A 22,195-nucleotide genomic window follows, 5' to 3' on the forward strand; every position below is an offset into this window, starting at 1 on the left:
CTGGACGCCGCCCGCCGCCGGCTCACCGGCTCCCTGGTCGAGCTGCGCGAGGCGGACGACACCGCGGCCGGCGAGTGGTGGCAGCCGGCCCTGCCCCGGGAGGCGGTGCTCGCCGCCGAGCAGGCCGGACACCGTACGCTCGCGGCGACAGCGAAACGGCGGGGACTGCTCGTCCCCGCCCAGGAGAACGGAGCGGTGTGACCGACGACATCGTCGCCTCGGTGGTCCGGCAGTGGCAGGCCGTGAACCCGGATCTGGACACCGGGCCCATGGAGCTCATCGGCCGGATCAACCGCTGCTCCGCGCTGCTCCAGCAGGCCGAGGACGCCCCGCTGCGGGCGGCCGGCCTGACCCGCGCGGAGTTCGACCTGCTCGGAGCCGTACGCCGTACCGACCGCGAGCTGACCCCCGGTGAACTGGCCCGGGAGACCTTCTCCTCCGGCGCCGCCGTCACCAAGCGGCTGCGGGTTCTCCAGGAACGCGGCCTGATCGCCCGGCGCGGCGACGAGCGCGACCGCAGGGTCGCCTACGTCCGCCTCACCGACGAGGGCCGTGACCTGGTCGACGGGCTGCTGCCCCGGCAGCTGGCGTACGAACGCGCGGTGCTCTCCGGTCTCGACGCCGAGCCCCGCGACCGGCTCAGCGCCCAGCTCAGCGAGCTCCTGGTGCAACTGGAGGGGCGTATCGGCGGCGCCCGCCGCTAGAAGATCTCCCCGGCACCACTCGTACGGGCACCCTCGTTCATATGTGCCCATCTCTCGCCCTGTGGGCCGATTCTTCCTTGTTCCTCCGCCTCGTTACTCCCCGCACACGCTCGAAGGCGGTGCGTAGGAAAACTCGTGAGCGTACTACCGCGGGAGCGCTCGCGCAGGGGGTTGGAGGAATGTGCGAAAGCGCTGATTCGATCTGACTAAGCTCACGCGCAGTGAAGCCGAGTTGAGGTGAATTCGCGCGCTTGTTCCCTTCGTTCAGACAAGCGCCGAATCTCCGGAATACCTACCGAATCAACCGCCAGAGGTTCAGATGGCCCGTGTTGAATCACCGCCGGCCGGCCGGGAAGCCCCCGTCGCCCGCGCCCTGTTGCTTCCCGTCGTCGTGATGGCGGGGGCGACCGCCGCCGCGGCGGCGCTGGTCGCCGAGCCCGCGCGGATACCAGTCGTCTGGTGCGGAGCGTTCGCCACCGTCGTGGTCGCCGCGCTCTCCGTGGAGATCGCCCGCCGCGGCCGGACGATCCGCCGCCGAAGCACCGAGTACCAACAGCGCGTCTCCGTCCTGGAACGGCGCATCGCCGAGCACGACGAAGAGACCGTCCGCATCGGCAAGGAGCTGCTGCCCTCCGCCATCCACCGCCTGCGCGTGGGCAATTCGCCCGACGAGGTGCTGCGCGACGTGGTGGACTCCGACCCGGTCTACCGCCACCTGCCCGATTCCCAGCGCTCCCTCGTCTACACGGTGCTCGACATCATCGACAACGAGGAGGCGACCCGGGACTCCGCGCAGCGCGCCTTCGTCAACGTCGCCCGCCGCGTCCAGGCGATCGTCCACCGCCAGGCCAGCGAGCTCCGGGAGATGGAGGAGCACCACGGGCGCAACCCCGACGTCTTCGACGACCTGCTCCGCATCGACCACGGCACCGCGCTGATCGGCCGCCTCGCCGACTCCATCGCGGTCCTCGGCGGCGCCCGCCCCAGCCGCCAGTGGCCCAAGCCCGTACCGCTGTTCAGCGTGTTGCGCGGCGCCATGTCGCGCATCCTGGAGTACCCGCGCGTCGACCTGCACTCGATCGCCAAGGTCGCCATCATCGGCACCGCGGTCGAACCGCTCATCCACGCCTGCGCCGAACTCCTCGACAACGCCACCCGCTACTCGCCCCCGCAGACCCGGGTGCACGTCACCGCGGTCGAGGTGCAGACCGGCATCGCCATCGAGATCGAGGACGGCGGAGTCAGCCTCAGCGAGGAGGCCCGTGCCCGCGCCGAGAGCATGCTCGCCCGGGCACAGGCCGGGTCCAGCATGAACGACCTCGGCGAGTCCCCGCGCCTCGGCATGGCCGTCGTCGGCCGCCTCGCCCGGATGTACGACCTCCAGATCTCGCTGCGCCAGTCCGCGTACGGCGGCGTACGCGCCGTGCTCATCGTGCCCCGCGCCATGATCACCACCGGCCCGGCCCCCGGCATCGCCCACGGCATCGGCGCCACCTCCCGGCCCACCAGCGACATCGACCTCGACGACATGAAGCACGTCGTGCCACCCCGCGGCAAGCGCCGCAAGCCCAGCCCCGTCGCCGCGCGCCCCGCGACCGGCCCGGTGGTCTCCGAGTTCCGCCCGGCCGCCCCTGCCATCCCGGCCGCCCCTGCCATCCCGGCCGCCGCCATGCAGGACGACGTGCCCATCGTGACGGAGTGGACCGCCGGCGGACTCCCGCAGCGCCGCAGCCGCGGCCGCGCCCCCCTCGGCTCGCACAACCTCCCCGCACAGGCCGCCGACCCCACCGCCGGCTACGGCCCCGGACAGGGCAGCGGCAAGGAACCGCCCCCCGGCATCTGGCTGGAGGCGTTCACCAAGGCCGCCAACGGCGTGCCCCAGGAGCCCAGGGCCGGCGAAGACTCTGACGACGCGTGGGACAAGGGAGATCAGCGGTGATCCAGCAGCGGGGCAACATGGACTGGATGCTCAGGGAACTCGCCGACGACGTCCCGGACATCCACCAGATCGTCGTGCTCTCGGCCGACGGACTGCGCATCGCCCAGCACGGCGGCGACCCCGACGTCGCCGACCGGCTCGCGGCGGCCTGCGCAGGCCTCCAGAGCCTGGCGGCGGCCGTCGCCTCCGAGATCCCGTACAGCGACGGCCGGATGAGGCTCGTCGTCATCGAGGTCACCGGCGGCTTCTTCTACCTGATGGCCGCGGGCACCGGGGCCTACCTCGCGGTGCTCGCCGGTGAGACGGTGGACGCCGGGCACGTCGGGGCGCGGATGCGCGACATGGTCGTCCGCATCGGCGGCCATCTCACGAGCCCGCCCCGCCACGACGGGCAGGCCGGATGAACTCTCCCCGACGAGAACGCCGCAAGGCCGACCCGGCGCTGAGCGATCCGGAGAGGCTCTACGTCATCACCGGCGATCCCGACGGCAGCGAGCGGGCAGCGCTCGACCTGGTCACGATGATTGTCTCGCAGTCGGAGCCGTCACCGACGGTCCAGCCCGAGCAGGCCGTGATCCTGCGGCTCTGCCAGGCACCGTTATCCGTCGCCGAACTCTCCGCCTACCTCAGCCTGCCGTTCAGCGTGGTGACCTCACTCCTCACCGAACTCCTCGCCACCGGTCTGATCGAATCGCGCGCCCCGATCGTCCGCGCGACCCTCCCGGACCGTTCCCTCCTCGAAGCGGTGATGCATGGACTTCAGAAACTCTGACACGATCACGGGCCCCCGCAGCGAGGACGTCCTGCCCACCACGGCCACCGCCGCGGTGAAGGTCGTGATCGTCGGAGGGTTCGGGGTCGGCAAGACGACCATGGTCGGCTCGGTCAGCGAGATCCGGCCGCTGACCACCGAGGAGACGATGACGCAGGCCGGCGTCGGCGTGGACGACAACTTCGGCGTGGAGAGCAAGACCGCCACCACCGTCGCCATGGACTTCGGCCGGATCAGCATCAGCGAGGAGCTGGTCCTCTACCTCTTCGGCACCCCCGGCCAGGAACGCTTCTGGTTCCTCTGGAACGGCCTCTTCGAGGGCGCCCTCGGCGCCGTGGTCCTCCTCGACACCCGCCGGCTCGAAACCAGCTTCGACGTCATCGGGCGCCTCGAGGAACGCGGGGTGCCGTTCGTCGTCGCCATCAACACCTTCCCCGACGCCCCGAAGTACCCCGTCGAGGCGCTGCGCGGCGCCCTGGACCTCTCGGAGGAGGTCCCGATAATCGACTGCGACGCCCGGCTGCGCGGCTCCAGCCGCGATGTGCTGATGACCCTGATGCGCTATCTGCACAGCATCACCCGCCCGCTCGGCTGACCCTCCCGCGCACCCGAACCCGTTCCGCGCGTCCCCACCGCGCCCCCGACCGTCCGGCCCCCGAGGCCCGACCCCTGGAGCGATCGTGACAACCCCCTTCCCCTACGAGCACGGCCAGGTCCCGCCCCCCGAGTGCCCGGCCCACGGCCTGGGCGTCGGCCCCGGCGGTCTGCGCCGGCTCTACGGCCCCGAGGCCGAACAGGACCCGCACGGCCTGTACGAGAAGCTGCGCGCCGAACACGGCACGGTGGCCCCCGTCCTGCTGCACGGCGACGTGCCCGCCTGGCTGGTCCTCGGCCACAGCGAGAACCTGCACATGACCCGTACGCCCTCGCAGTTCTCCCGCGACTCGCGCCGCTGGCGGGCCCTGCAGGACGGCAGCGTCGCCCCCGACCACCCGCTGGCACCGATCTTCACCTGGCAGCCGATCTGCGTCTTCGCCGACGGCGCCAGCCACGAACGCCAGCGCGGCGCGGTCACCGACTCCATGGCCCGCATCGACACGCGCGGCGTGCGGCGCCACGTCAACCGGTACAGCAACCGGCTGGTCAACGGCTTCTGCCAGGAGGGCCGCACCGACCTGGTCGCCGAGTTCGCCGAACGGCTGCCCATGATGGTCATGTGCGCCATCCTCGGCATGCCGGAGGAGTACAACGACCGCATGGTCGAGGCGGCCCGCGACATGATCAAGGGCACCGCGACCGCCGTCCAGAGCAACGCCTACGTGGTCGGAGCGCTCACCCGCCTGGTCGAGCGCCGCCGCCGCGAACCGGCCGACGACTTCGCGACCTGGCTGGTCGAGCACCCCGCGAACATGAACGACCAGGAGGTCGCCGAGCATCTGCGGCTCATCCTGATCGCGTCCTACGAGGCCACCGCCAACCTCATCGCCAACGTCCTGCGCATGGTCCTCACCGACCCGCGCTTCCGGGCCCGGCTCAGCGGCGGCCACATGACCGTCCCCGAGGCGGTCGAGCAGACCCTGTGGGACGAGCCGCCGTTCACCGCGGTCTTCGGCCGCTGGGCCGTCGGCGACACCGAACTGGGCGGGAAGCACATCAAGGCCGGCGACGCCCTGATCGTCGGCATCGCACCGGCCAACACCGACCCCGTGGTCCGCCCCGACCTGGCCGCCAACATGGAGGGCAACCGCTCCCACCTGGCGTTCAGCGGCGGCCCCCACGAGTGCCCCGGACAGGACATCGGCCGCGCCATCGCGGACGTCGGCGTGGACGCCCTCCTGCTGCGGCTGCCCGACCTCGAACTCGCGGTGGCCGAGAACGAGCTGCGCTGGGTCGGCAACTTCATGAGCCGTCACCTGGTCGAGCTCCCCGCCGAATTCGCCCCCCGCTCCCCGCAGGACGACCGGGAACCGCCGTCCATGGGCCGGCCCGCCGCGGCCCGCCAGGACTGGGAGGTCCAGTCCGCCGTACGCCACACCGCCCCGACCCCCGTCCGCGCCCCCCTGGACGGGTCCCACGCGCCGTCGTCCGCCGCCCCGGCCGGGGCGACCGCGACGGCCGACGGATCGGCGGAGACGCTGTCCGGACGGGTCCCGCGCCAGCGCAAGCCCGGCGGACCCGCCCGACTCTGGCGCGTCGTGACCCGCTGGTGGGGCGGCGACTGAGGTTCGCGCGACGACAGGGCGGCCCGGTGGCGGGCGGGCGGACAGCGACGCCCCGCCACCGGGCCGCCCCGCGACGGCACCCGCCGGCCCGGAGTTCCACCGGACGCCCCGTGGGCGCCACGTACCATGCGGAAGCGTGAAGCTGACAATTCTGGGCGGCGGCGGATTCCGGGTACCCCTGGTGTACGGGGCGCTGCTCGCCGACCACGCCGAGGGCCGGGTCACGGCCGTCACCCTCTACGACACGGACAGCGACCGGCTCACCGCGGTGGCCCGGGTCCTCGCCGAGCAGGCCGAAGCCGTCCCGGACGCGCCCGCCGTGCACGCCACGACCGACCTGGACGAGGCCCTGCGCGGCGCCGGCTTCGTCTTCTCGGCGATCCGCGTCGGCGGTCTCGCGGGCCGGGCCGCCGACGAACGCGTCGCGCTCGACGAGGGCGTCCTCGGCCAGGAGACGGTCGGCGCGGGCGGCATCGCGTACGGACTGCGCACCGTACCGGTCGCCGTCGACCTGGCACGGCGCATCGCCCGGATCGCCCCGGACGCCTGGGTCATCAACTTCACCAACCCGGCCGGGCTCGTGACCGAGGCGATGTCCCGGCACCTCGGCGACCGCGTCATCGGCATCTGCGACTCGCCGGTGGGCCTCGGCCGCCGCGTCGCCCGCGTCCTCGGCGCCGACCCGGACCTGGCCCGGGTGGACTACGTCGGCCTCAACCACCTCGGCTGGGTGCGCGGGCTGTACGTCGACGGCCGCGACGAACTCCCGCGCCTGCTGGCCGACCCCGGGCTGCTGGGCTCCTTCGAGGAGGGCCGGCTGTTCGGCGCCGACTGGCTGCGCTCGCTGGGCGCGATCCCCAACGAGTACCTGCACTACTACTACTTCAACCGGGAAGCCGTCCGCGCCTACCAGGAGGCCGCGCAGACCCGGGGCGCCTTCCTCCGCGAGCAGCAGGAAGGCTTCTACGGCCGGATGAGGGACCCGCAGACCCCCGCCCTGGCCACCTGGGACCGCACCCGCGCGGAGCGGGAGGCGACCTACATGTCGGAGAACCGGGACGTCGCGGGAGCCGGCGAGCGCGAGGAGAGCGACCTGGAATCCGGCGGCTACGAGCAGGTCGCCCTCGCCCTCATGCGGGCGATCGCCCGCGACGAGCGGACCACGCTGATCCTCAACGTCCGCAACAGGTCCACCCTTTCGGTCCTGGACGCGGACGCCGTGATCGAGGTCCCCTGCCTGGTCGACGCCAACGGCGCCCGCCCCGTCTCCGTCGACCCCCTGCCGTACCACGCGGTCGGCCTGGTCACCTCGGTGAAGGCCGTCGAGCGCGCGGTCCTGGACGCCGCGGCGAGCGGATCGCGCGCGGACGCGGTCCGAGCCTTCGCCCTGCACCCCCTGGTCGACTCGGTCTCCGTGGCCCACCACCTGGTCGACGGCTATGTGAAGGCGCACCCGGGGCTGGCGTATCTGGGTGCCGTACGGTCATGACACCGCGTCCTCGGTGAGCGCGGTCAGGTCGGCCAGCAGCTCGGAGGCGGTCACCGCGTCCAGGCCGTCGAACCGCAGGTCGTGGGGGCGGTGGTGCCAGTAGTCGGACGGTTCGACGTCGAGCCAGACGGTCTCCAGGGTCTGCTCCGGGTACGTGTCGACCGCGCCGATCGCGATGCCCCCGTCCAGGGCGATCACCAGGTGGCAACCGTCTCCCAGCCGCTTGGAGATCCAGCGCTCCACACCGTTGTCCTCCGGGTTCCCGCGTTGCCAGCCGTACCGCTCCAGACCGAGGACCCTGCCCGTGGGCACCTTGAACCCCTCGAAGCGTCCCAGGCGGTGGCCGGCGGCCTCCTCCTCGGTCAGGGCGTACACCGGGCGCCCGAGCTGCGGGAACGGCTGCGCGATCCCGTGGTCCGCGAACACCTCCGACCAGACGGCCACCGCCTCGCCCAGCCGCAGTGGGTGGGGCAGCCGCACGGTCGCCCCCTCGGGCAGCGCGAACGCGTCGCCCCCGGAGCCGGCGAAGGTGCGGTCCTCCGCCACCCGGAACGCCGTGGTCACCCCGTCCGCCTCGCTCAGCCACACCAGCCGGCGCACCAGGTGCCACACCAGGGGATGGCCGACGAACAGCTCGGTGAACTCCCGCGCCGTCCACGAGCGGTCCGCCAGCATGGCCGCCTCCAGTCGGCGGACCTGGTCGGAGGCGAGCGTCCGGACCTCCTTCTTCAGGGCCATGAAGCGCTTGCGCTCGGCCGGGGCAAGTTCCGGGTCGTCCTTCGCCCCGGGCTTCGGCAGGTCCTTGCGGAGCTCGCCGTCGCCGTCCCGGACGCAGGGCCGCAACTGCTCGTCGAAGCCCACGGTGAACGTCCGGCCGCCGTAGTCCACGACCGTGGAGCCGTCCGCGTCGAGACCGAGGTCGGGGACCAGCCGGTCCGAGAGCTGCTCGCCCGTCAGACCGAGCCCCGCCGCCACCTCGGCGATCTTCTCCGTGGCCCGCGTCTTCAGGGCCTTGAACTTCACGCGCTGCGCGATGCCGTGCAGCTGGAGCAGCGCCACGTCGCTGCCGATCGCCGCCAGGGCGTCCAGCCCCTCCACCGCCCGGTGATGGGCGTTCTCACCGGGCCAGGCGCGGATCACCGGGGTCAGCCGGTGCACCGTTCCGTCGTCGCCCAGCAGACCCAGCGCGTGCAGCGCCCACGCCTCCTTGGCGGGCAGCAGCGCGGCGCGCCACTGCTCGAAGAGCGCCCAGGCGAACTCCGCCGCCGAGACCGCGTCTACGACCCCGAGCGCGTCGGCGAGCCCCGGATACGGCTCACCGGGCTTGGACAGGGCGAGCATGGTCAGCAGATGGCGGACGGACTCCTCCGGCAGCGCCCCGCCCGACGCGACCGAGATCTGCGGCAGCAGCACGGGGTCCGCCCACTGCGGCAGTTCCGGCATGACGGCGGGCAGCGACCGCTCCAGCGGATCGGCGGCCAGCAGTGCCGCCACCGCGTCCGCCGCCTTCTCGCCGTACCCCTCGGCGGCCTCCCGCACCACCGCGTCGCCGTGCAGCCCGGCGATCAGCAGCAGCGCCTGTTCGGCGGCGCGCCGGGCGGCCCCGGCCTTGCCGAGCGCGTCCGGCACGAGCAGCGGCGCCGCCCGCACGCCGTGCCGCTCGAACCACGCGTGGACGACGGCTGCCGTGGACTTGAGGCGCACCGCCCAGTCGGCCATGAGCCGGGCGACCCGCGCGTCGACGTACGGCATCAGCAGCGGGGCGAGTGAGCTGGGCCGGCGCGGCACGACGCGGAGGAGCAGGGGCAGGGCCCCGAGGCCGAAGCGGGCGGCGACCGGCTTCAGCGTGTCCACGGCCTCCCACACATCGGTCGGGTCCCAGGTCTCGAGCAGGGGCGCGACCCGCTCCTCGGGCCCGTGGACGTAGACCCAGGCGGGGCGCAGGTCCGACGAGTCGAGCCCGTAGCGCAGCGAGTCGAGCGTCCGGTCCCAGTCCTCCACCGCCTCGCGCCGGGTGTACCAGCTGCTGGTGGCCGCCCACTTCTCCCGCTCACCGGCCAGCCACAGCGCGGCCTTCCCCGTGTCCGCCGTCAGGCCGGTGACGGTCCTGGGCCGGGCCGTGGTCCGCTGCCGGGTCCACGGCGGCGCGGTGAGCACGGCCGGAAGGGCATCGGCGGGCGCGTCCGCGATCCGGCCGGCCGGATGCAGCAAGGGCTCCACGAAGGCCGCGAGGCCGCCGTCCAGCGTCGGCAGCAGCCGCTCCGCGAGGGTGCGGTGGCGGGCGAGGTGGGTGCGCAGCAGGACCGACGGGGAGGCCGCGGACTCCGCCCGGTCCCGGGCGTCCGCGGCGAGCAGCCGCAACGCACGGGCCGGATAGCGGTCCATCGCCTCCAGGAGGGCCGGGCGGACCTGCTTGTCGTCCGAGTGCGCGAGCAGGGCCCCGAAGGCGTCGTCGGTGGGGAACTCCACGAGCGCCTCGGCGAGCTTCTTCATCCCGTCCGCGTAGAAGTGCCCCCTCTCCAGCTCCTTCGTGAGTACGGGCACGATCGCCGTGCCGATGCCCTCGGCGGCCGTGGCGATCACGGCCGGATTCCGGGCGCATCCGAAGGCGTCGGGGTAGAGCGCGGCCTGCTCGGGCGAGTCGAGCGTGCACAAGATCAGGGAGAGGAGCCCGGGGCCGGGCTCTCCGGCCGGCCCGTGGACGGCGCCGAGCTCCGCGACCCAGTCGGACTCGCTCGGTGCCAGGTAGGCCGTGACGATCTTCCGGTGGGTGTCGGTGCGACAGGCGGACAGCGCCTCGACGGTGGCCCGGTAGGTCCCGTCGTCCGCGACGGCGAGCAGAGCCCGCACCCGGTCGGCGGCGATCCGGCTGTAGTGCCCGGAGAGGGTCTCCTGTGCCGTGGACGCCGGTTCCAGCCAGGCGTCGTAACGGTGCCTCCCGCTCTGCATGTAGTGCACCTTGGTCATGAACAGCTCCACCGCGGCGCGGGCCGCGAAGGGCAGTCCGTGCAGCCGCGTCCAGCTGTCCGCCCACGCGGCCGCCGGAGGCTCGTACGTCCCCACCATGAGCGCCACCGCCGCCGCCCCGGCGGGGGAGGGCTCCCCGTTCAGATGCCGCCGGACCTCGGCGACCAGGGCGGCGTCGCTGCGTGGCGCGTCCAGATACTCCTGGATCCAGGCGTGTTCCTCGGCCGTCCGTTCCGCGACCGCGTCGACCAGCTTGCTGTCCACCCGGGCCGGATTCGCCGCGATGCCGCCGCGCCGGGGATGGACCAGCCGCCGCCAGCCGTCCGGAAAGACGAACGTGTCCTCGTCCGTCCCGGTCTCCTCGAACCGCGACGTACCGCCCTCGACAGGCTCCACAGCACGCACCGGCCGCCCCCTTCACACCCGTTGACCCCGCGTTCCGCGGGATTTCGATCAGTGGTTCCACCGTAGGACCGGCCACTGACAACGCAGGGTGACCGAGGCGGGGAAGGCCGGGCGCGCGGCCCGGATCAGGGAGCGGAGACGGCCCGTGGCCCGTACGCCTGGGTCCACGAGGGCGTCACGCCCGTCACCTGGCAGACCATCAGGAACAGCGGGATGGGCGGGGTGTAGGGCGTGCGGCTGTCGGGCTGATGGATGAGCCGGGGCCGTACCGCGGGCACCCACGTCCCGCGCGCGTACGACACCTGCTCGGGCCAGTCGAGGTCGAGGTCGGAGCCGGCCGGGACGATCCACCACCAGCGCTCGGCGTCCGCGAAGACGCAGCCGGTACGCGGCAGATGGGACATCAGGCGGAAGCCGTGGCGCGCGGGCACCCCGACCGCGTCGCAGCCGAGGCTCGCCGAGAGGGTCGTGGGCAGCGGCAGCTGGACCCGGCCGGTGCCGGCGGGGGAGCCGACGGGCTCGCGGGACCGGCGGTGTGCGAGGAAGTGGTTCATGGCGTTCTTCAGCATGAGTGCTCCGAGCCGTGCGGCAGTTCTGCCCAGACGATGCGGCCCGAGCCGTCCCCGGCGTCGCGCGAGCCCCAGGCGCGGGCCAGTGAGTCGACGAGCAGCAGGCCGCGTCCGTGCTCGTCGTCCGCGCCTCTGCCGAGGCGTGGTCCGTCCGGCTGGTGCCCCTGGTCCTGCACGGAGAGGCGCAGCCGGCCGTCGAGGCACCGCAGTTCGCACAGCACCCGTGCGCTGCCGGTGTGCACCACCGCGTTGGTGACCAGTTCGGAGACGATCAGGACCGCGGCGTCGAGGGTGTCGCCGCCGGCTCGCCACTCGCCGAGCCGGGCCTTCGTCAGGCGCCGGGCGACGGCGACCGATTCGGGATGCGCGCGCAGCGCGAAGCAGTATCGGAGCGCTTCGGTCCCCGGGCCGGTCTCCACGAGCCGGGGGATGAGCGCACTGCCAGGTGCCACGACCGAATCCTCACAGTGGGGGCTGCGTCACGCTTCGCGATCTTCGAAAAAGCCGCGGGCGCGACAGGTCAACTGGTTTCGTCCCCCAACTCTCCCCCTGTCGTGAACACTTGGCAAGGGGCACTCTGAAAATTCCAGAGTGGCTGTGTCCATGGCGGCGACCGCATGGCACACTGCACGCATACAGCGCAGGGGGAGGTCTGAAGTGAGCGAACCGCGGTCCGCCCCGACCGTGGGCCAGGTCGTTCTCGGCAAGCGGCTGCAGGATCTGCGGGAGCGTGCCGGCATGGGCCGGGACCAGGCCGCCAAGGTGCTGCACGTCGCCCCGGCGACCGTACGCAGGATGGAGACCGCCGAGGTCGCCCTCAAGATCCCCTATGTGCAGCTGCTGCTGCGGGCGTACGGGATCTCGGAGGCGGAGACGGACGCCTTCGTGGAGCTGGCGGAGGAGGCCAACAGACCCGGCTGGTGGCAGCGGTTCCACGACGTCCTGCCGGACTGGTTCTCCATGTACGTCAGCCTGGAGGGCGCGGCGAGCCTGCTGCGCATCTACGAGCCCCACTTCGTGTCCGGACTCCTCCAGACCGAGGACTACGCGCGCACCGTGATGCGCACCGGGGCCGTGGGCAAGGTCAGGGCCGAGGACATCGAGCGCCATGTGGCGCTGCGGATGGAGCGGCAGGCCCTGCTGACCAAGCCGGACGCCCCGCGTCTGTGGGTGGTGATGGACGAGACCGTCCTGCGCCGCCCGGTCGGCAGCGCCGACATCATGCGCGCGCAGGTGGACAAGCTCCTCGAAGCGACGTCGATGCCGAACGTGACGTTGCAGATCGCGGAGTTCTCCACCGGTCACCACCCGGGGACGTACGGGCCGTTCGTGCTGTTCCGCTTCGCCGTGCCCGAACTGCCCGACATGGTCTACAGCGAGTATCTGACCGGGGCCGTCTACTTCGACGCGCGCCCGGAGGTGGCCTCCTATCTCGAGGTCATGGACCGCATGGCGGCCCAGGCCGCGACGGCACAACGCACGAAGGAACTCCTCCGGGACTTCCGCAAGGAGCTGTGATGACACCCATATACAACGGCATGCCGGCCGCTGACCTCGGCTCCGAAGGCTGGTACAAGCCGTGGAGCGGCGGCAACGGCGGTACCTGCGTCGAGGCCATGAAACTGGCCGACGGGAGAATCGCCATGCGCCAGTCCGCGGACCCCGACGGTCCGGCCCTCATCTACACCCCCCACGAGATCGCCGCCTTCATCCAGGGGGCCAAGGCCGGCCAGGCCGACTTCCTGCTGACCTGAGCCGCACGTCGGGGCCGCGTGCCCGCGCACGCCACAATGGACCCATGTCCCGACGCACCTCCCGCTCCCGGCGCCCGTCCGCCACGAGCCCTCGCACCGCCCCCGTCCCTGAGATCGGCGCGGCTTCGCCGTGCCCCTGCGGGCTGCCCGCCGCCTACGCCGAGTGCTGCGGCCGGCTGCACGCGGGGGCCCCGGCCGCCACCTGCGAGGCGCTGATGCGGTCGCGGTACGCCGCCTTCGTCGTCCGGGACGCGGGATATCTGCTGCGCACCTGGCACCCGGACCACCGCCCCGGCGTCCTCGACCTCGACCCCGGGCAGCGCTGGCAGGGCCTGGAGGTCCTGGAGACGACGGAGGGCAGCGCCTTCCACACCACCGGGACCGTCACCTTCCGCGCCCACTACACGGCGGGCGGACGCGCCGACTCCCTGCACGAGAAGAGCCGCTTCGTCCGGTACGAGGGCGCCTGGGTCTACGAGAGCGCCGTCTTCGCGCTCTGAGGGCCCGTCCTCAGACCGGCGCACCCGCGGGGGCGACCGGCGCCAGTTCCTGCGTCAGGTCCTCCGCGAGCAGCCGCTTGGCGATCACGTCGACGGCGGCGCGCAGCCGGGCGTCGTCCGGGCGACCGCCGTCCTCGCCCAGCTGGTCGTTGAGCCAGTGGGCCCAGGCGTCCGTGATGGTCCGCGCCTCGCGGGCGCCGGCCGCGGTGTGCTGGAACAGGTGGCCGTCGCCGGTGAGGAAGCCCTCCTCGATCATGCGGTCGAAGACCGGCACCAGGACCTCCGGCGGAATCCGGTGCCGGGCCGCGATCAGCCGGAGCCCCGCGTGGCCGACCATCCGCGTGAACAGCTCGACCTGCATCACCGCCCAGGCGCCCGCCATGTCGAGCCGGGTGTCCGATTCCGCGACGATCCGCCGCGCCGTCTCCGGATCCACCCGCCGCAGCACCTTGGCCACCGAGAATTCGAGCAGCTGGGCCGGGTCCTGGGTGTTCGGCGAGGCGAAGCCCTCACCCATGTCCGTCGAGCCCGCCCGCACGGTGTCGCGCAGTTTCACCTGCTTGAGGAACAGCGCGACGACGAACCCGAGCAGCGCCACGGGCACCGTCCACAGGAACACCGTGTGCAGCGTGTCCGCGTATGCCTGGGCCAGGGGCTCCGACTGGGCGGGGGGCAGCGCGTGCAGCCCTTCCGGGCTCTGGGACGCCCTCGCCAGCACGGCGGGATCGCCGCCCGCCCGCGCGGCCTCGGTGATCCCGTCCTCGAGGTGCGGGCCGAGGGCATTCGCGTAGATCGTCCCGAAGACGGCGGTGCCGAAGGAGCTGCCGAGCGTACGGAAGAAGGTGACGCCCGAGGTCGCCGTGCCCAGGTCCGCGTAGTCCACGGTGTTCTGCACGGCGATCGTCAGGACCTGCATGGAGAGCCCGATGCCGATGCCGAGCACCAGCATGTACAGCGACTCCAGCCAGACCCCGCTGTCCGGGCCCATCCGGGAGAGCAGGAACAGACCGACCGCCATGACCAGCGAACCGATGACGGGGAAGATCCGGTAGCGGCCGGTCTTGCTCACCACGTTGCCGCTGAAGATGGAGGCGGCGAGCAGGCCGACGACCATCGGCAGCGTGCGCACGCCCGACAGGGTCGCCGAGTCGCCGTCCACGTACTGGAGGTACGTCGGCAGGAAGATCATCGCGCCGAGCATCGCGAACCCGACGATGAAGCTGAGGATCGAGCAGACCGTGAAGACCGGGTTGCCGAAGAGCCGCATCGGCAGCATCGGCTCCTTCGCCCGGAACTCGACCAGGCAGAACAGCGCGAGTGCCACGATCCCGAGGGCGAACAGGCCGATGATGACGCCGGAGCCCCAGGCGTACTCGTTGCCGCCCCAGCTGGTGGCCAGGATCAGGGCGCTGGCCCCGACCGTGACCATCGCGATGCCCAGGTAGTCGATGACCGGGCGGCCGGCCGCCTTCACGGACGGGATCGTACGGGCAGCCGCGATGACCACCGCGATCGCGATCGGCACATTGACGTAGAACGCCCAGCGCCAGGTCAGATGGTCGGTGAACAGCCCACCGAGCAGCGGTCCGATCACCGTCGACACGCCGAAGACGGCACCGATCGCGCCCTGGTACTTGCCCCGGTCGCGCAACGGGATGACATCGGCGATGAGCGCCATCGAGGTGACCATCAGACCGCCGGCGCCGATGCCCTGGAGGCCGCGCCACACGATCAGCAGCGTCATGTTCGTCGCGAGCCCGCAGAGGAACGAACCGGTGATGAAGATGACGGCGGACAGCTGGAAGACGATCTTCCGCCCGAACAGGTCGCCGAACTTGCCGACCAGCACCGTCGCCACCGTCTCCGCGAGGAGGTAGGCGGTGACCACCCACGACATGTGCGCGGCGCCCCCGAGGTCCGAGACGATCGTCGGCAGCGCGGTACCCACGATCGTCTGGTCCAGGGCGGCCAGCAGGATGCCCAGCACGATCGTGGCGAAGACGATGTTGCGACGGCGCGGATCCAGCACGGGCGGCGCGGCGGCACTCTGCGCGGCGGGGGCGGTCTCGCTGGCAGTGGTCACCTTTGCACCCTCACATCGCCTCGTGTCACCCGCATGCGGGGAACGCCCGGACGTGTCAGGCGAGCAGATCCCGCAGCGACCGCGTCATGCGGGTGACGAATGCCTCCCGTACGGGGGCGGCTACCCGGTCCAGCGAGAGATACGGGTTGAGGTCTTCCAGTTCCACGAGGAGCAGGCCGCCGTCCGCGGTCCGGCAGGCGTCCACCCGCTGGATGCCGTGCTCCAGCGTGTTCCACTCCACGAACGACCGGGCGAAGGCCAGATCCGCGGTGCTCGGCTCGTACGGCTCGAGGACCCACCGGCGCTCCGGGTCCGGGGCGTGCAGCGCGTACTGGAAGTCGTGGTCGACGTAATAGAAGGACACCTCGTAGCGGAAGTCGATCCGGGGCTGGACGAGCAGGGTGCCGTCGGCGCCGGGGTCGAGCTCGGGCGTCGTCACGAAGCGCAGGCCCACCGAGTCCGCGCCCAGCTTCGGCTTGACGACATAGCCGTCGGCGTGCGGCAGCAGCCCGAGGTCCGCCGCCCGGTCCACGGTGGGTATGACCGGGTATCCGGCCCGGCTCAGGTCGACGAGGTACTGCTTGCCCGCCATGTCCCCGCGCCCGGTCAGCGGGTTGTACACCCGGGTGCCCAGCTCCGAGGCCCGCGCCCGGAACGCGTCGTACGCCTCCTGGTCATGCAGGACCGGACCGCTGTTGCGTACGACGACGGCGTCGAATCCGTCCAGCAGGGCGGCGGCGTCGCGCGGGTGGCAGAGCGCGAGGTCGAAGTCCTCGCGAAGGCGCGCCGTCAGCCCGATGTCCTCGTCGCAGTAGCGCCGGCCGCGCGCCTCGTAGGCGAGGTCGGTGACGAAGAGGACGGACGGACGCGGGACGGCGGGCATGGCGTTCCCCCGGGTGCGGCGGTGTGCGGACCCGCATATCCTCGCTGGCCCGCTCCCGCTCCCGCCCGCCGCCCCCGCCTTCAGCGGATGTGCCGGCCCGAGATCGCCCGCGCGATGACCAGGCGCTGGATCTCGCTGGTCCCCTCGAAGATCGTGTAGATCTTGGCGTCGCGGTACATCCGCTCCACCGGGTGCTCCCGGCTGTATCCGGCGCCGCCCAGGATCTGGACGGCCTTCTCCGTCGCGGCCACCGCGAGTTCGCCCGCGCGGAGCTTGGACATGGAGCCCTGTCCGGCGTCGAAGGCGCGGTCGTTGCGGGCCATCCACGCGGCCTGCCAGATCAGCAGCCGTACGGCCTCGATCTCGGTACGGATGTCGGCCAGGGCGAACGCGATCGACTGGTTCTCGATGATCGGCCGCCCGAACGCCTCGCGGTCACCCGCGTACTCCAGCGCGTATTCGTACGCGGCCCGCGCGATGCCCAGCGCCTGGGCGCCGACCGTGGGCCGGCTGACCTCGAAGGTGGCCATCGCGGCCTGCCCCTTGGCCGTGGAGCCCTCGCGGGCGCGGGCGAAGCGGGCGTCCAGCTTCTCCTTGCCGCCGAGCAGGCAGTGCCCCGGCACCCGCACGTCGTCCAGGAAGACGTCCGCGGTGTGCGAGGCGCGCAGCCCCAGCTTCTTGATGGTGCGGCTCGCCGCCAGGCCCTCCGTGCCCGGCGGCACGATGAACGCGGCCTGCCCGCGCGCGCCGAGCGCCGGGTCGACCGAGGCGACGACGACGTGGACCTCGGCGATGCCCCCGTTGGTGATCCACGCCTTCTGGCCGGAGATCACCCACTCGTCCTTCGCCTCGTCGTACCGGGCCTTGGTGGTCATCGCGGAGACGTCGGAGCCGGCCTGCGGTTCGGAGACGCAGAACGCCGCGACCTTCGGGTCGTCCTCGTCGCCGTAGCACTGGGGCACCCACTCGGCGAGCTGGTCCGGGGTCCCGGAGGCGAAGATCCCGGCGACGGCGAGCGAGGTGCCGAACAGGGCCATGCCGATGCCGGCGTCGCCCCAGAACAGCTCTTCGTTGGCTATCTGGAGGGAGAGCCCCGACGGGTCGCCGTACATGTCGGCCAGCGACTCGAACCCGTAGAGACCGATCCGGGCGGCCTCCTGGATGACCGGCCAGGGCGTCTCCTCGCGGGCGTCCCACTCGGCCGCCGCCGGGCGCACCACCTGGGCGGCGAAGCCGTGCACCCAGTCGCGCAGGTCCTGCTGCTCCTCGGTGAGCGCGAGGGAGAAGTAGCTCATCGGCTCACGCCTTCGGGATGTCGAAGTAGCGCGTGAGGCCCGAGGCCAGGCCGACGTCCCCGGCCACCTTCAGTTTGCGCATCATGAACATGGTGATCGGGTTGCCGTTGCCGGAGACGAGCTTCAGGAACTCCGCGTCCGCCATGACCAGCGTGGTACGCGGCTCCGCGTCCGAGCGGCCCTCGCTGACGGCGCAGGTGCCGTCAGCGATCGAGGTCTCGTAGACCACCTCCGTGTCACCGGTGATCTTCCAGCGGATCAGCGCCGTGAGCGCCCCGGCCGCCTCCGGGCGGAACTGCTGCCTCATCCGGCCGAAGACCTCGCCGAGCACCCGGGTCCGCAGCTCCCCGTGCATGATCTCGGCGAGCTGCTTGGCGGACAGCCCCTTCACGATCCGCGCGAACTCCTCGGGGGAGACGGCCGCGAAGTCGAGGGCGGCCAGTTCGTCGGTGACCTTGCCGCTGCTGTTGTCGGCCACGCCAGTTCCTTACTCTGGAGTAAACTTACTTTTGAGTAAGGTAAGGGCGCGGCGGCCTCTTCGCAAGGTGCGGGAGCGGGTCGTCCTACGGGGTCACCAGGCGGAACCGGGGCGCACCACCAGATGGGGGTGGTGCGCGGCGAGCACCTTGTTGGCGCGGGCCAGCTCCGACAGGGCCAGCTCGCGGTCGGCCTGGTCCTCGATGCCCAGCCGGGGTCCGCGGAACCTGCGGACCTCGCGCGCGGCGCAGTCGGCGTCGAACTCGGCCTGGAGGATGTGCGCGGGGGTGCAGGCGCCGATGAGCGCGGCGATGCGGTCCGGGATCGGGACGGGGACGAGCAGGTGCGGGGCGGTCATGGGGGGTTCCCTCTCGATGGTGGCCAGGAGGTCGGGTGTCGGACCGCCGGGTGGGCGGACCGACACCACTCCATATAACGAGACGCAGTTCCTGGTTTCTCGTTGAGTACGTCTCCGTGTGGCAACCGTTTGGGAATGACCGGCTATTTCCTCTTACCAGCAAGTAGGTTGACGTCGCGTGAAGTTCTCGTCGGGCCGAAGGTGCGTCGCGCGCTGTTCAGATGGGTGTGTCGTTGCTGCGGGCCCGCAGCCGCATGGCGCGGAGCACGGTCTCCGTCGAGAACCGCGCCTCCGGATCGACCAGTTGATCGCCGAAGATCGATTCCAGATTGCGCATCCGGTAGCGGACGGTCTGGGGGTGTACGTCGAGCAGCTCGCCCATCTGGGCTGCCGTGCCCCGGGTGTCGAGCCAGATCCGGAGCGTCTCGATGAGCCGTTCGCGCCGGTTGGCGCTGATGTTGGCCATCGGGGCGAGTTCGCGGCGCGCGAGCTGGTCGAGGAGGACCGGATCGGAGAGCAGCCACAGGGTGATGAGGTGGTCGTCGCAGAGGATGGCCGGCGCGTCGTCGATGACGCCCGCGTCCACGAGTTCCAGCACCCGCCGGGCCCAGCGGATCGAGTCCGACGCCAGCGACGAGGGGACGGTCAGGCCGATGGCGGCGCGGACGCCCGGCAGTGCGTGTTCCAGCATGCGTCTTCGCATGTCGTCGAAGGGGCCCGGGATCAGTAAGTGCGGCTGCGGGTCGGTGAAGTCGACCAGTACGTCGCGGTCGATCGCCAGCCGGTCCAGATCGGGGGACGGGCGCACGGCGACGAGCGTCACCTCGTCCGGCAGTGTCCAGCCGGTCTGCTCGCACAGCTCCGCGATGGCCACCCGCGGCACCGGCCGCCCGGCGAGGATCAGGTGGAGCAGCCGGCGCCGCAAGGTGTCCGTGTGGTCGTCCGAGGCCGACCTCACCTCCAAGTACCCCTCGCGCGACAGGGCTTCCAGCTCGTCCACGTAACTGAACAGCGCGTCGGCGAACGTCAGCATCATGGTGGGGGAGAGGTTGTAGCGCCTGCCGATCTTCTTGGCCCGGCGGAGAGCCACCCGGGCGCCCAGCCGGTACGCCCCCTGCAACTGGTCCAGGCTGCGCCCCTCGTACGCCTCGAACCGGCCGAACCTGCGGCACATCTCGTCGCGCAGCGCGGAGGGTGCGGCGGGCTCGGCCACCTGGTCCACGAACACGGAGATGCTCTGCTCGACGCCGACCCGGATGCCCTGGCCGTACGGGCCGTCGAGGAGTCGCGCGTACTCGGGGTAGGCGCGGGTGACCTCAAGGCCGATCTCCTTGATGAGGCTGGGCAGTTCGGGCCGCACGATCGTGGCGAACTCCTGCGGCAGCGGTCCCAGCGGCTCGCCCAGATCCGAGGGTTGCGCGACTCCCGGCATACCTTGACCCCTTCTTGCTCTTCGGCGCCCGATGGGGGGTGACGGACGGGAGAGCGCTCCCAGCCGTTCTCAGGTGCGTACCAACTTCGGCTGCCGAAGATAGTCCACGTGTGTGGCTCTGAACACAGGCAGGACAAGACGAAATGTATGGGCCATGTATCGGCTGTTTTCGGCCACCTCTATGGTGGGCCTCCGCACGCGCGACCGACTCGCGGATCACTCGTGCGGTGCTGACGCGGGGGCGCGGATTCCGGTAATGCGGCGATGGTTCCGGTGCGTGCTCCCGGCTCCCCGGAGATTCCCGCTCCCGCTTTTCGTGGTGAATTCCACTCGGCCGGCGAGGGGAAGTCAAGGGTGTGGCGGGGTGACCGGCGCGCTGGGCGGTGGTGGTGGAGGAGGCCGTACGGTAGGGCCGTGACGTGGGGTGTTGGGCCGGGCGGGGTGCCGTTCCGTCATCGGGTGAGCAGGGGTGGGCGCTCCGGCTCCGGGAGATCTGCTCACTTCTCGATAAAAAATCCGCGCGCCGTACTCGCCTCGCAAGCAATTTCTGAGAGAGAACGATCGTAGTGGAGATTCTTTGTTCCAGCGTGTTGCGGAGCGACATTACTCGCCCGTAGCGTCATCGCCGAACGCAAGAGGTCGAGCAGTCCGTCAGGCCGGACTGCCACATTCCTGTCTCGTGACCCCCCACTCCGGGAGCGCCGCTTACCCGGCCGGAAGTGGCCCCCCGGTGTAGGTCACACACCCTCGAAGGGAACCGGATTCCGTGAACACCCTTGCACGTAGAGCCGCCATCATCGCCACCGCCGCCGGCGCCGCCCTCGGTATGGCGGCCACCTCCGCCTCCGCCGGCGCCACCGCCTCGTGGTCGGCGACCCCGAACGGCGCGTACACCGCCAGCGCGACCAGCCCCACGCTGACCGTCCCCGCCGCGACCCTGTCGTGTGCCTCCTCCAGCGTGACCGCGGGCAACGTAGCCGCGACCAGCGCCACGGGGGCCAACATGGCGAGCATCGGCACGATCGGCTTCACCAGCTGCTCGGTCGGTGGCATCACCTTCACCGTCTCCATGACCGCGACGCCGTGGGCGATCAACGTCACCGGGGTGGACCCCTCCAACGCCAACCGGGTCAAGGGCAACGTCACCGGTATCTCGGCCCACATCAGCGGCTTCGGCTGCGCCGCCGACTTCAAGGGCAAGGCCTACGGGTACTACGACAACAGCACCGGCAGGCTGGTCATCGACGGCTCGGGCACGGACCTGAAGGCGTCCAACGCCAACTGCCTCGGCCTGATCAACAACGGCGACGTGGCCTCCTTCAAGGCCTCGTACCTCGTCAAGATCACCTCGACGGGCACCTCGCCGAAGATCACGACGCCGTAGGGACCTAGCAGCACACGGGTACGGGCCGGCCGCGGAGCCTCTTCGCGGCCGGCCCGGCCTTCTCGTTGAGGGCGCCGCGGACGCGGCGCCATGACCTTGAGGATGTGAGTTCGTGAACTTCCGCTCGCGACGTCTCGCCGTCGTGGCCGCCGCCCTGGCCTCCGCCCTCGGGACAGTGGTGTCCTCGGCCTCGGCCGCTACGACGGGCACGTGGACCGTGACGCCGGCAGGGGCGTTCACAGCCCCCCACGCCAACTATCCCACGTTCCGATTCCCGGCCCTGTTCTGGGCGTGTCGCTCCTTCGACGTGACGGCTGGGAAGCTCGAAGCGACCGGGACGACGGGAAGCGGGCTCGGCACGATCGACTCCGTCGTCGGCAGTTGCCCCATCGGTGGCATCGAGTACACCGTGACGAAGAGCGCTCCGGCGTGGGCCATCGACATCGTTGGGCAGAACCCCTCCCACACGAACTGGGTGGACGTCAGGATCAGCGGAGTTTCGACCCACTGGGCGGGTTTCGGGTGCGTCGCCGACGTGAAGGGCACCCTCTACGGGCACTACGAGAACGACACCGGCAACCTCGTCATCAGTGACACGTCCGGTGGCCTGATCGCCTCCAACGTGAACTGCATGGGGCTCATCAACGACGGCGACGTCGTCACGCTCAAGTCCTCGTGGCACATGGCCATGGCGTCGACGGGCAAGGCGCCGCTGATCAAGACCTCGTAGACCTCAAGGAACGGGCACGGGCCGGCCGCGCGCTCTCCCGGCCGGCCCGGTCTGCTTGATTCCGGCGCCCGGGGGCGGGCGCCACCGCAGCTGTACCACCGATCGCACCCCGTGGAGGACAGGCCCGATATGCACACTCAGATACCCGTGACCCGTGGGGGGCGTTCCGTGAGGGTCGCCTCCGTCGCCGGTCTCGCCCTGCTCGCCGGGCTGCTGTCCGGAGGGGGCTCGG

General features: G+C 71.5%; 21 protein-coding genes and 1 pseudogene. 13 read left to right on the forward strand and 9 right to left on the reverse strand.

What is annotated here, in order from left to right; genetic code table 11:
- The 8 genes and pseudogenes from G3I41_RS02070 to G3I41_RS02105 form a co-directional block, all read left to right on the forward strand.
- A pseudogene (locus tag G3I41_RS02070) lies at positions 1–201 on the forward strand (FUSC family protein); the annotation flags it as partial.
- Positions 198–704, forward strand: a complete 507-nt coding sequence (locus G3I41_RS02075) for a MarR family transcriptional regulator (protein ID WP_164398571.1) — start codon at positions 198–200, stop codon at positions 702–704. The pseudogene G3I41_RS02070 and the gene G3I41_RS02075, both read left to right, overlap by 4 nt.
- Before the next feature lie 319 nt (positions 705–1,023).
- Complete coding sequence (locus tag G3I41_RS02080) at positions 1,024–2,643, forward strand: sensor histidine kinase (RefSeq protein ID WP_164398572.1); 1,620 nt, start codon at positions 1,024–1,026, stop codon at positions 2,641–2,643.
- Positions 2,640–3,047, forward strand: coding sequence for a roadblock/LC7 domain-containing protein (locus G3I41_RS02085; RefSeq protein WP_164398573.1), 408 nt, complete (start codon positions 2,640–2,642; stop codon positions 3,045–3,047). The genes G3I41_RS02080 and G3I41_RS02085 overlap by 4 nt, the downstream gene beginning before the upstream one ends.
- On the forward strand, positions 3,044–3,415 hold the full coding sequence (locus G3I41_RS02090; RefSeq protein ID WP_164398574.1) for a DUF742 domain-containing protein: 372 nt from the start codon (positions 3,044–3,046) through the stop codon (positions 3,413–3,415). Before G3I41_RS02085 ends, G3I41_RS02090 begins: the two co-directional genes overlap by 4 nt.
- A complete protein-coding gene (locus G3I41_RS02095) occupies positions 3,396–4,010 on the forward strand; it encodes an ATP/GTP-binding protein (RefSeq protein ID WP_164398575.1) in 615 nt (204 codons plus the stop codon). The genes G3I41_RS02090 and G3I41_RS02095 overlap by 20 nt, the downstream gene beginning before the upstream one ends.
- Before the next feature lie 85 nt (positions 4,011–4,095).
- Positions 4,096–5,637 (forward strand): cytochrome P450, encoded by a 1,542-nt coding sequence (locus G3I41_RS02100; protein WP_164398576.1) that lies wholly within the window; start codon positions 4,096–4,098, stop codon positions 5,635–5,637.
- A gap of 136 nt (positions 5,638–5,773) precedes the next feature.
- Entirely contained in the window at positions 5,774–7,126 is a 1,353-nt protein-coding gene (locus G3I41_RS02105; protein WP_164398577.1) for a 6-phospho-beta-glucosidase, read from the forward strand.
- Here G3I41_RS02105 and G3I41_RS37580 read toward each other — a convergent pair.
- From G3I41_RS37580 to G3I41_RS02120, 3 genes are all read right to left on the reverse strand, one after another.
- On the reverse strand, positions 7,121–10,498 hold the full coding sequence (locus G3I41_RS37580) for a DUF4132 domain-containing protein (protein WP_343242037.1): 3,378 nt from the start codon (positions 10,496–10,498) through the stop codon (positions 7,121–7,123). The genes G3I41_RS02105 and G3I41_RS37580 overlap by 6 nt on opposite strands.
- Positions 10,499–10,623: 125 nt before the next feature.
- Entirely contained in the window at positions 10,624–11,067 is a 444-nt protein-coding gene (locus G3I41_RS02115) for a hypothetical protein (protein ID WP_164398578.1), read from the reverse strand.
- Complete coding sequence (locus tag G3I41_RS02120; protein ID WP_164398579.1) at positions 11,061–11,519, reverse strand: ATP-binding protein; 459 nt, start codon at positions 11,517–11,519, stop codon at positions 11,061–11,063. Before G3I41_RS02120 ends, G3I41_RS02115 begins: the two co-directional genes overlap by 7 nt.
- Before the next feature lie 205 nt (positions 11,520–11,724).
- Here G3I41_RS02120 and G3I41_RS02125 point away from each other — a divergent pair, with 205 nt between their 5' ends.
- Genes G3I41_RS02125 through G3I41_RS02135 form a run of 3 tightly spaced genes read left to right on the forward strand, consistent with a single transcriptional unit; the run spans position 11,725 to position 13,321 of the window.
- The gene (locus G3I41_RS02125; RefSeq protein ID WP_164398580.1) at positions 11,725–12,585 is read left to right on the forward strand and encodes a helix-turn-helix transcriptional regulator; all 861 of its coding nucleotides are present in this window, start codon (positions 11,725–11,727) and stop codon (positions 12,583–12,585) included.
- Positions 12,585–12,821 carry a DUF397 domain-containing protein gene (locus tag G3I41_RS02130; protein WP_164398581.1) on the forward strand — a complete coding sequence of 79 codons (237 nt, stop codon included), beginning with the start codon at positions 12,585–12,587 and terminating at the stop codon, positions 12,819–12,821. Before G3I41_RS02125 ends, G3I41_RS02130 begins: the two co-directional genes overlap by 1 nt.
- Positions 12,822–12,865: 44 nt before the next feature.
- The gene (locus G3I41_RS02135; protein WP_164398582.1) at positions 12,866–13,321 is read left to right on the forward strand and encodes a YchJ family metal-binding protein; all 456 of its coding nucleotides are present in this window, start codon (positions 12,866–12,868) and stop codon (positions 13,319–13,321) included.
- A gap of 10 nt (positions 13,322–13,331) precedes the next feature.
- Here the strand turns inward: G3I41_RS02135 and G3I41_RS02140 are convergent, their stop codons facing one another.
- From G3I41_RS02140 to G3I41_RS02165, 6 genes are all read right to left on the reverse strand, one after another.
- Positions 13,332–15,404, reverse strand: a complete 2,073-nt coding sequence (locus tag G3I41_RS02140) for an MDR family MFS transporter (protein ID WP_164398583.1) — start codon at positions 15,402–15,404, stop codon at positions 13,332–13,334.
- 55 nt (positions 15,405–15,459) lie between these two features.
- Complete coding sequence (locus G3I41_RS02145; RefSeq protein WP_164398584.1) at positions 15,460–16,287, reverse strand: hypothetical protein; 828 nt, start codon at positions 16,285–16,287, stop codon at positions 15,460–15,462.
- A gap of 80 nt (positions 16,288–16,367) precedes the next feature.
- Complete coding sequence (locus G3I41_RS02150) at positions 16,368–17,582, reverse strand: acyl-CoA dehydrogenase family protein (protein ID WP_164398585.1); 1,215 nt, start codon at positions 17,580–17,582, stop codon at positions 16,368–16,370.
- A 4-nt stretch (positions 17,583–17,586) separates the two neighbouring features.
- Entirely contained in the window at positions 17,587–18,060 is a 474-nt protein-coding gene (locus tag G3I41_RS02155; protein WP_164398586.1) for an SCP2 sterol-binding domain-containing protein, read from the reverse strand.
- Between the two features lie 93 nt (positions 18,061–18,153).
- The gene (locus G3I41_RS02160; RefSeq protein WP_164398587.1) at positions 18,154–18,417 is read right to left on the reverse strand and encodes a hypothetical protein; all 264 of its coding nucleotides are present in this window, start codon (positions 18,415–18,417) and stop codon (positions 18,154–18,156) included.
- Positions 18,418–18,634: 217 nt separating this feature from the next.
- A complete protein-coding gene (locus G3I41_RS02165; RefSeq protein WP_164398588.1) occupies positions 18,635–19,849 on the reverse strand; it encodes a PucR family transcriptional regulator in 1,215 nt (404 codons plus the stop codon).
- Between the two features lie 766 nt (positions 19,850–20,615).
- On the opposite strand from G3I41_RS02165, the gene G3I41_RS02175 reads away from it, so the two are divergent.
- Both G3I41_RS02175 and G3I41_RS02180 read left to right on the forward strand, forming a co-directional pair.
- Positions 20,616–21,233 carry a hypothetical protein gene (locus G3I41_RS02175; RefSeq protein WP_343242038.1) on the forward strand — a complete coding sequence of 206 codons (618 nt, stop codon included), beginning with the start codon at positions 20,616–20,618 and terminating at the stop codon, positions 21,231–21,233.
- A 112-nt stretch (positions 21,234–21,345) separates the two neighbouring features.
- Positions 21,346–21,963 carry a hypothetical protein gene (locus G3I41_RS02180; protein WP_343242039.1) on the forward strand — a complete coding sequence of 206 codons (618 nt, stop codon included), beginning with the start codon at positions 21,346–21,348 and terminating at the stop codon, positions 21,961–21,963.
- The last annotated feature ends 232 nt before the right edge of the window (positions 21,964–22,195 follow it).

It is taken from the genome of Streptomyces sp. SID9727, assembly GCF_010550605.1.
GTDB lineage: Bacteria > Actinomycetota > Actinomycetes > Streptomycetales > Streptomycetaceae > Streptomyces.

Coding starts and splice junctions, on each gene's coding strand:
- G3I41_RS02080 (WP_164398572.1), top strand. CDS start 1,024: ATGGCCCGTGTTGAATCACCGCCGGCCGGCCGGGAAGCCCCCGTCGCC.
- G3I41_RS02090 (WP_164398574.1), top strand. CDS start 3,044: ATGAACTCTCCCCGACGAGAACGCCGCAAGGCCGACCCGGCGCTGAGC.
- G3I41_RS02095 (WP_164398575.1), top strand. CDS start 3,396: ATGGACTTCAGAAACTCTGACACGATCACGGGCCCCCGCAGCGAGGAC.
- G3I41_RS02115 (WP_164398578.1), bottom strand. CDS start 11,067: ATGCTGAAGAACGCCATGAACCACTTCCTCGCACACCGCCGGTCCCGC.
- G3I41_RS02130 (WP_164398581.1), top strand. CDS start 12,585: ATGACACCCATATACAACGGCATGCCGGCCGCTGACCTCGGCTCCGAA.
- G3I41_RS02135 (WP_164398582.1), top strand. CDS start 12,866: ATGTCCCGACGCACCTCCCGCTCCCGGCGCCCGTCCGCCACGAGCCCT.
- G3I41_RS02145 (WP_164398584.1), bottom strand. CDS start 16,287: ATGCCCGCCGTCCCGCGTCCGTCCGTCCTCTTCGTCACCGACCTCGCC.
- G3I41_RS02150 (WP_164398585.1), bottom strand. CDS start 17,582: ATGAGCTACTTCTCCCTCGCGCTCACCGAGGAGCAGCAGGACCTGCGC.
- G3I41_RS02160 (WP_164398587.1), bottom strand. CDS start 18,417: ATGACCGCCCCGCACCTGCTCGTCCCCGTCCCGATCCCGGACCGCATC.
- G3I41_RS02165 (WP_164398588.1), bottom strand. CDS start 19,849: ATGCCGGGAGTCGCGCAACCCTCGGATCTGGGCGAGCCGCTGGGACCG.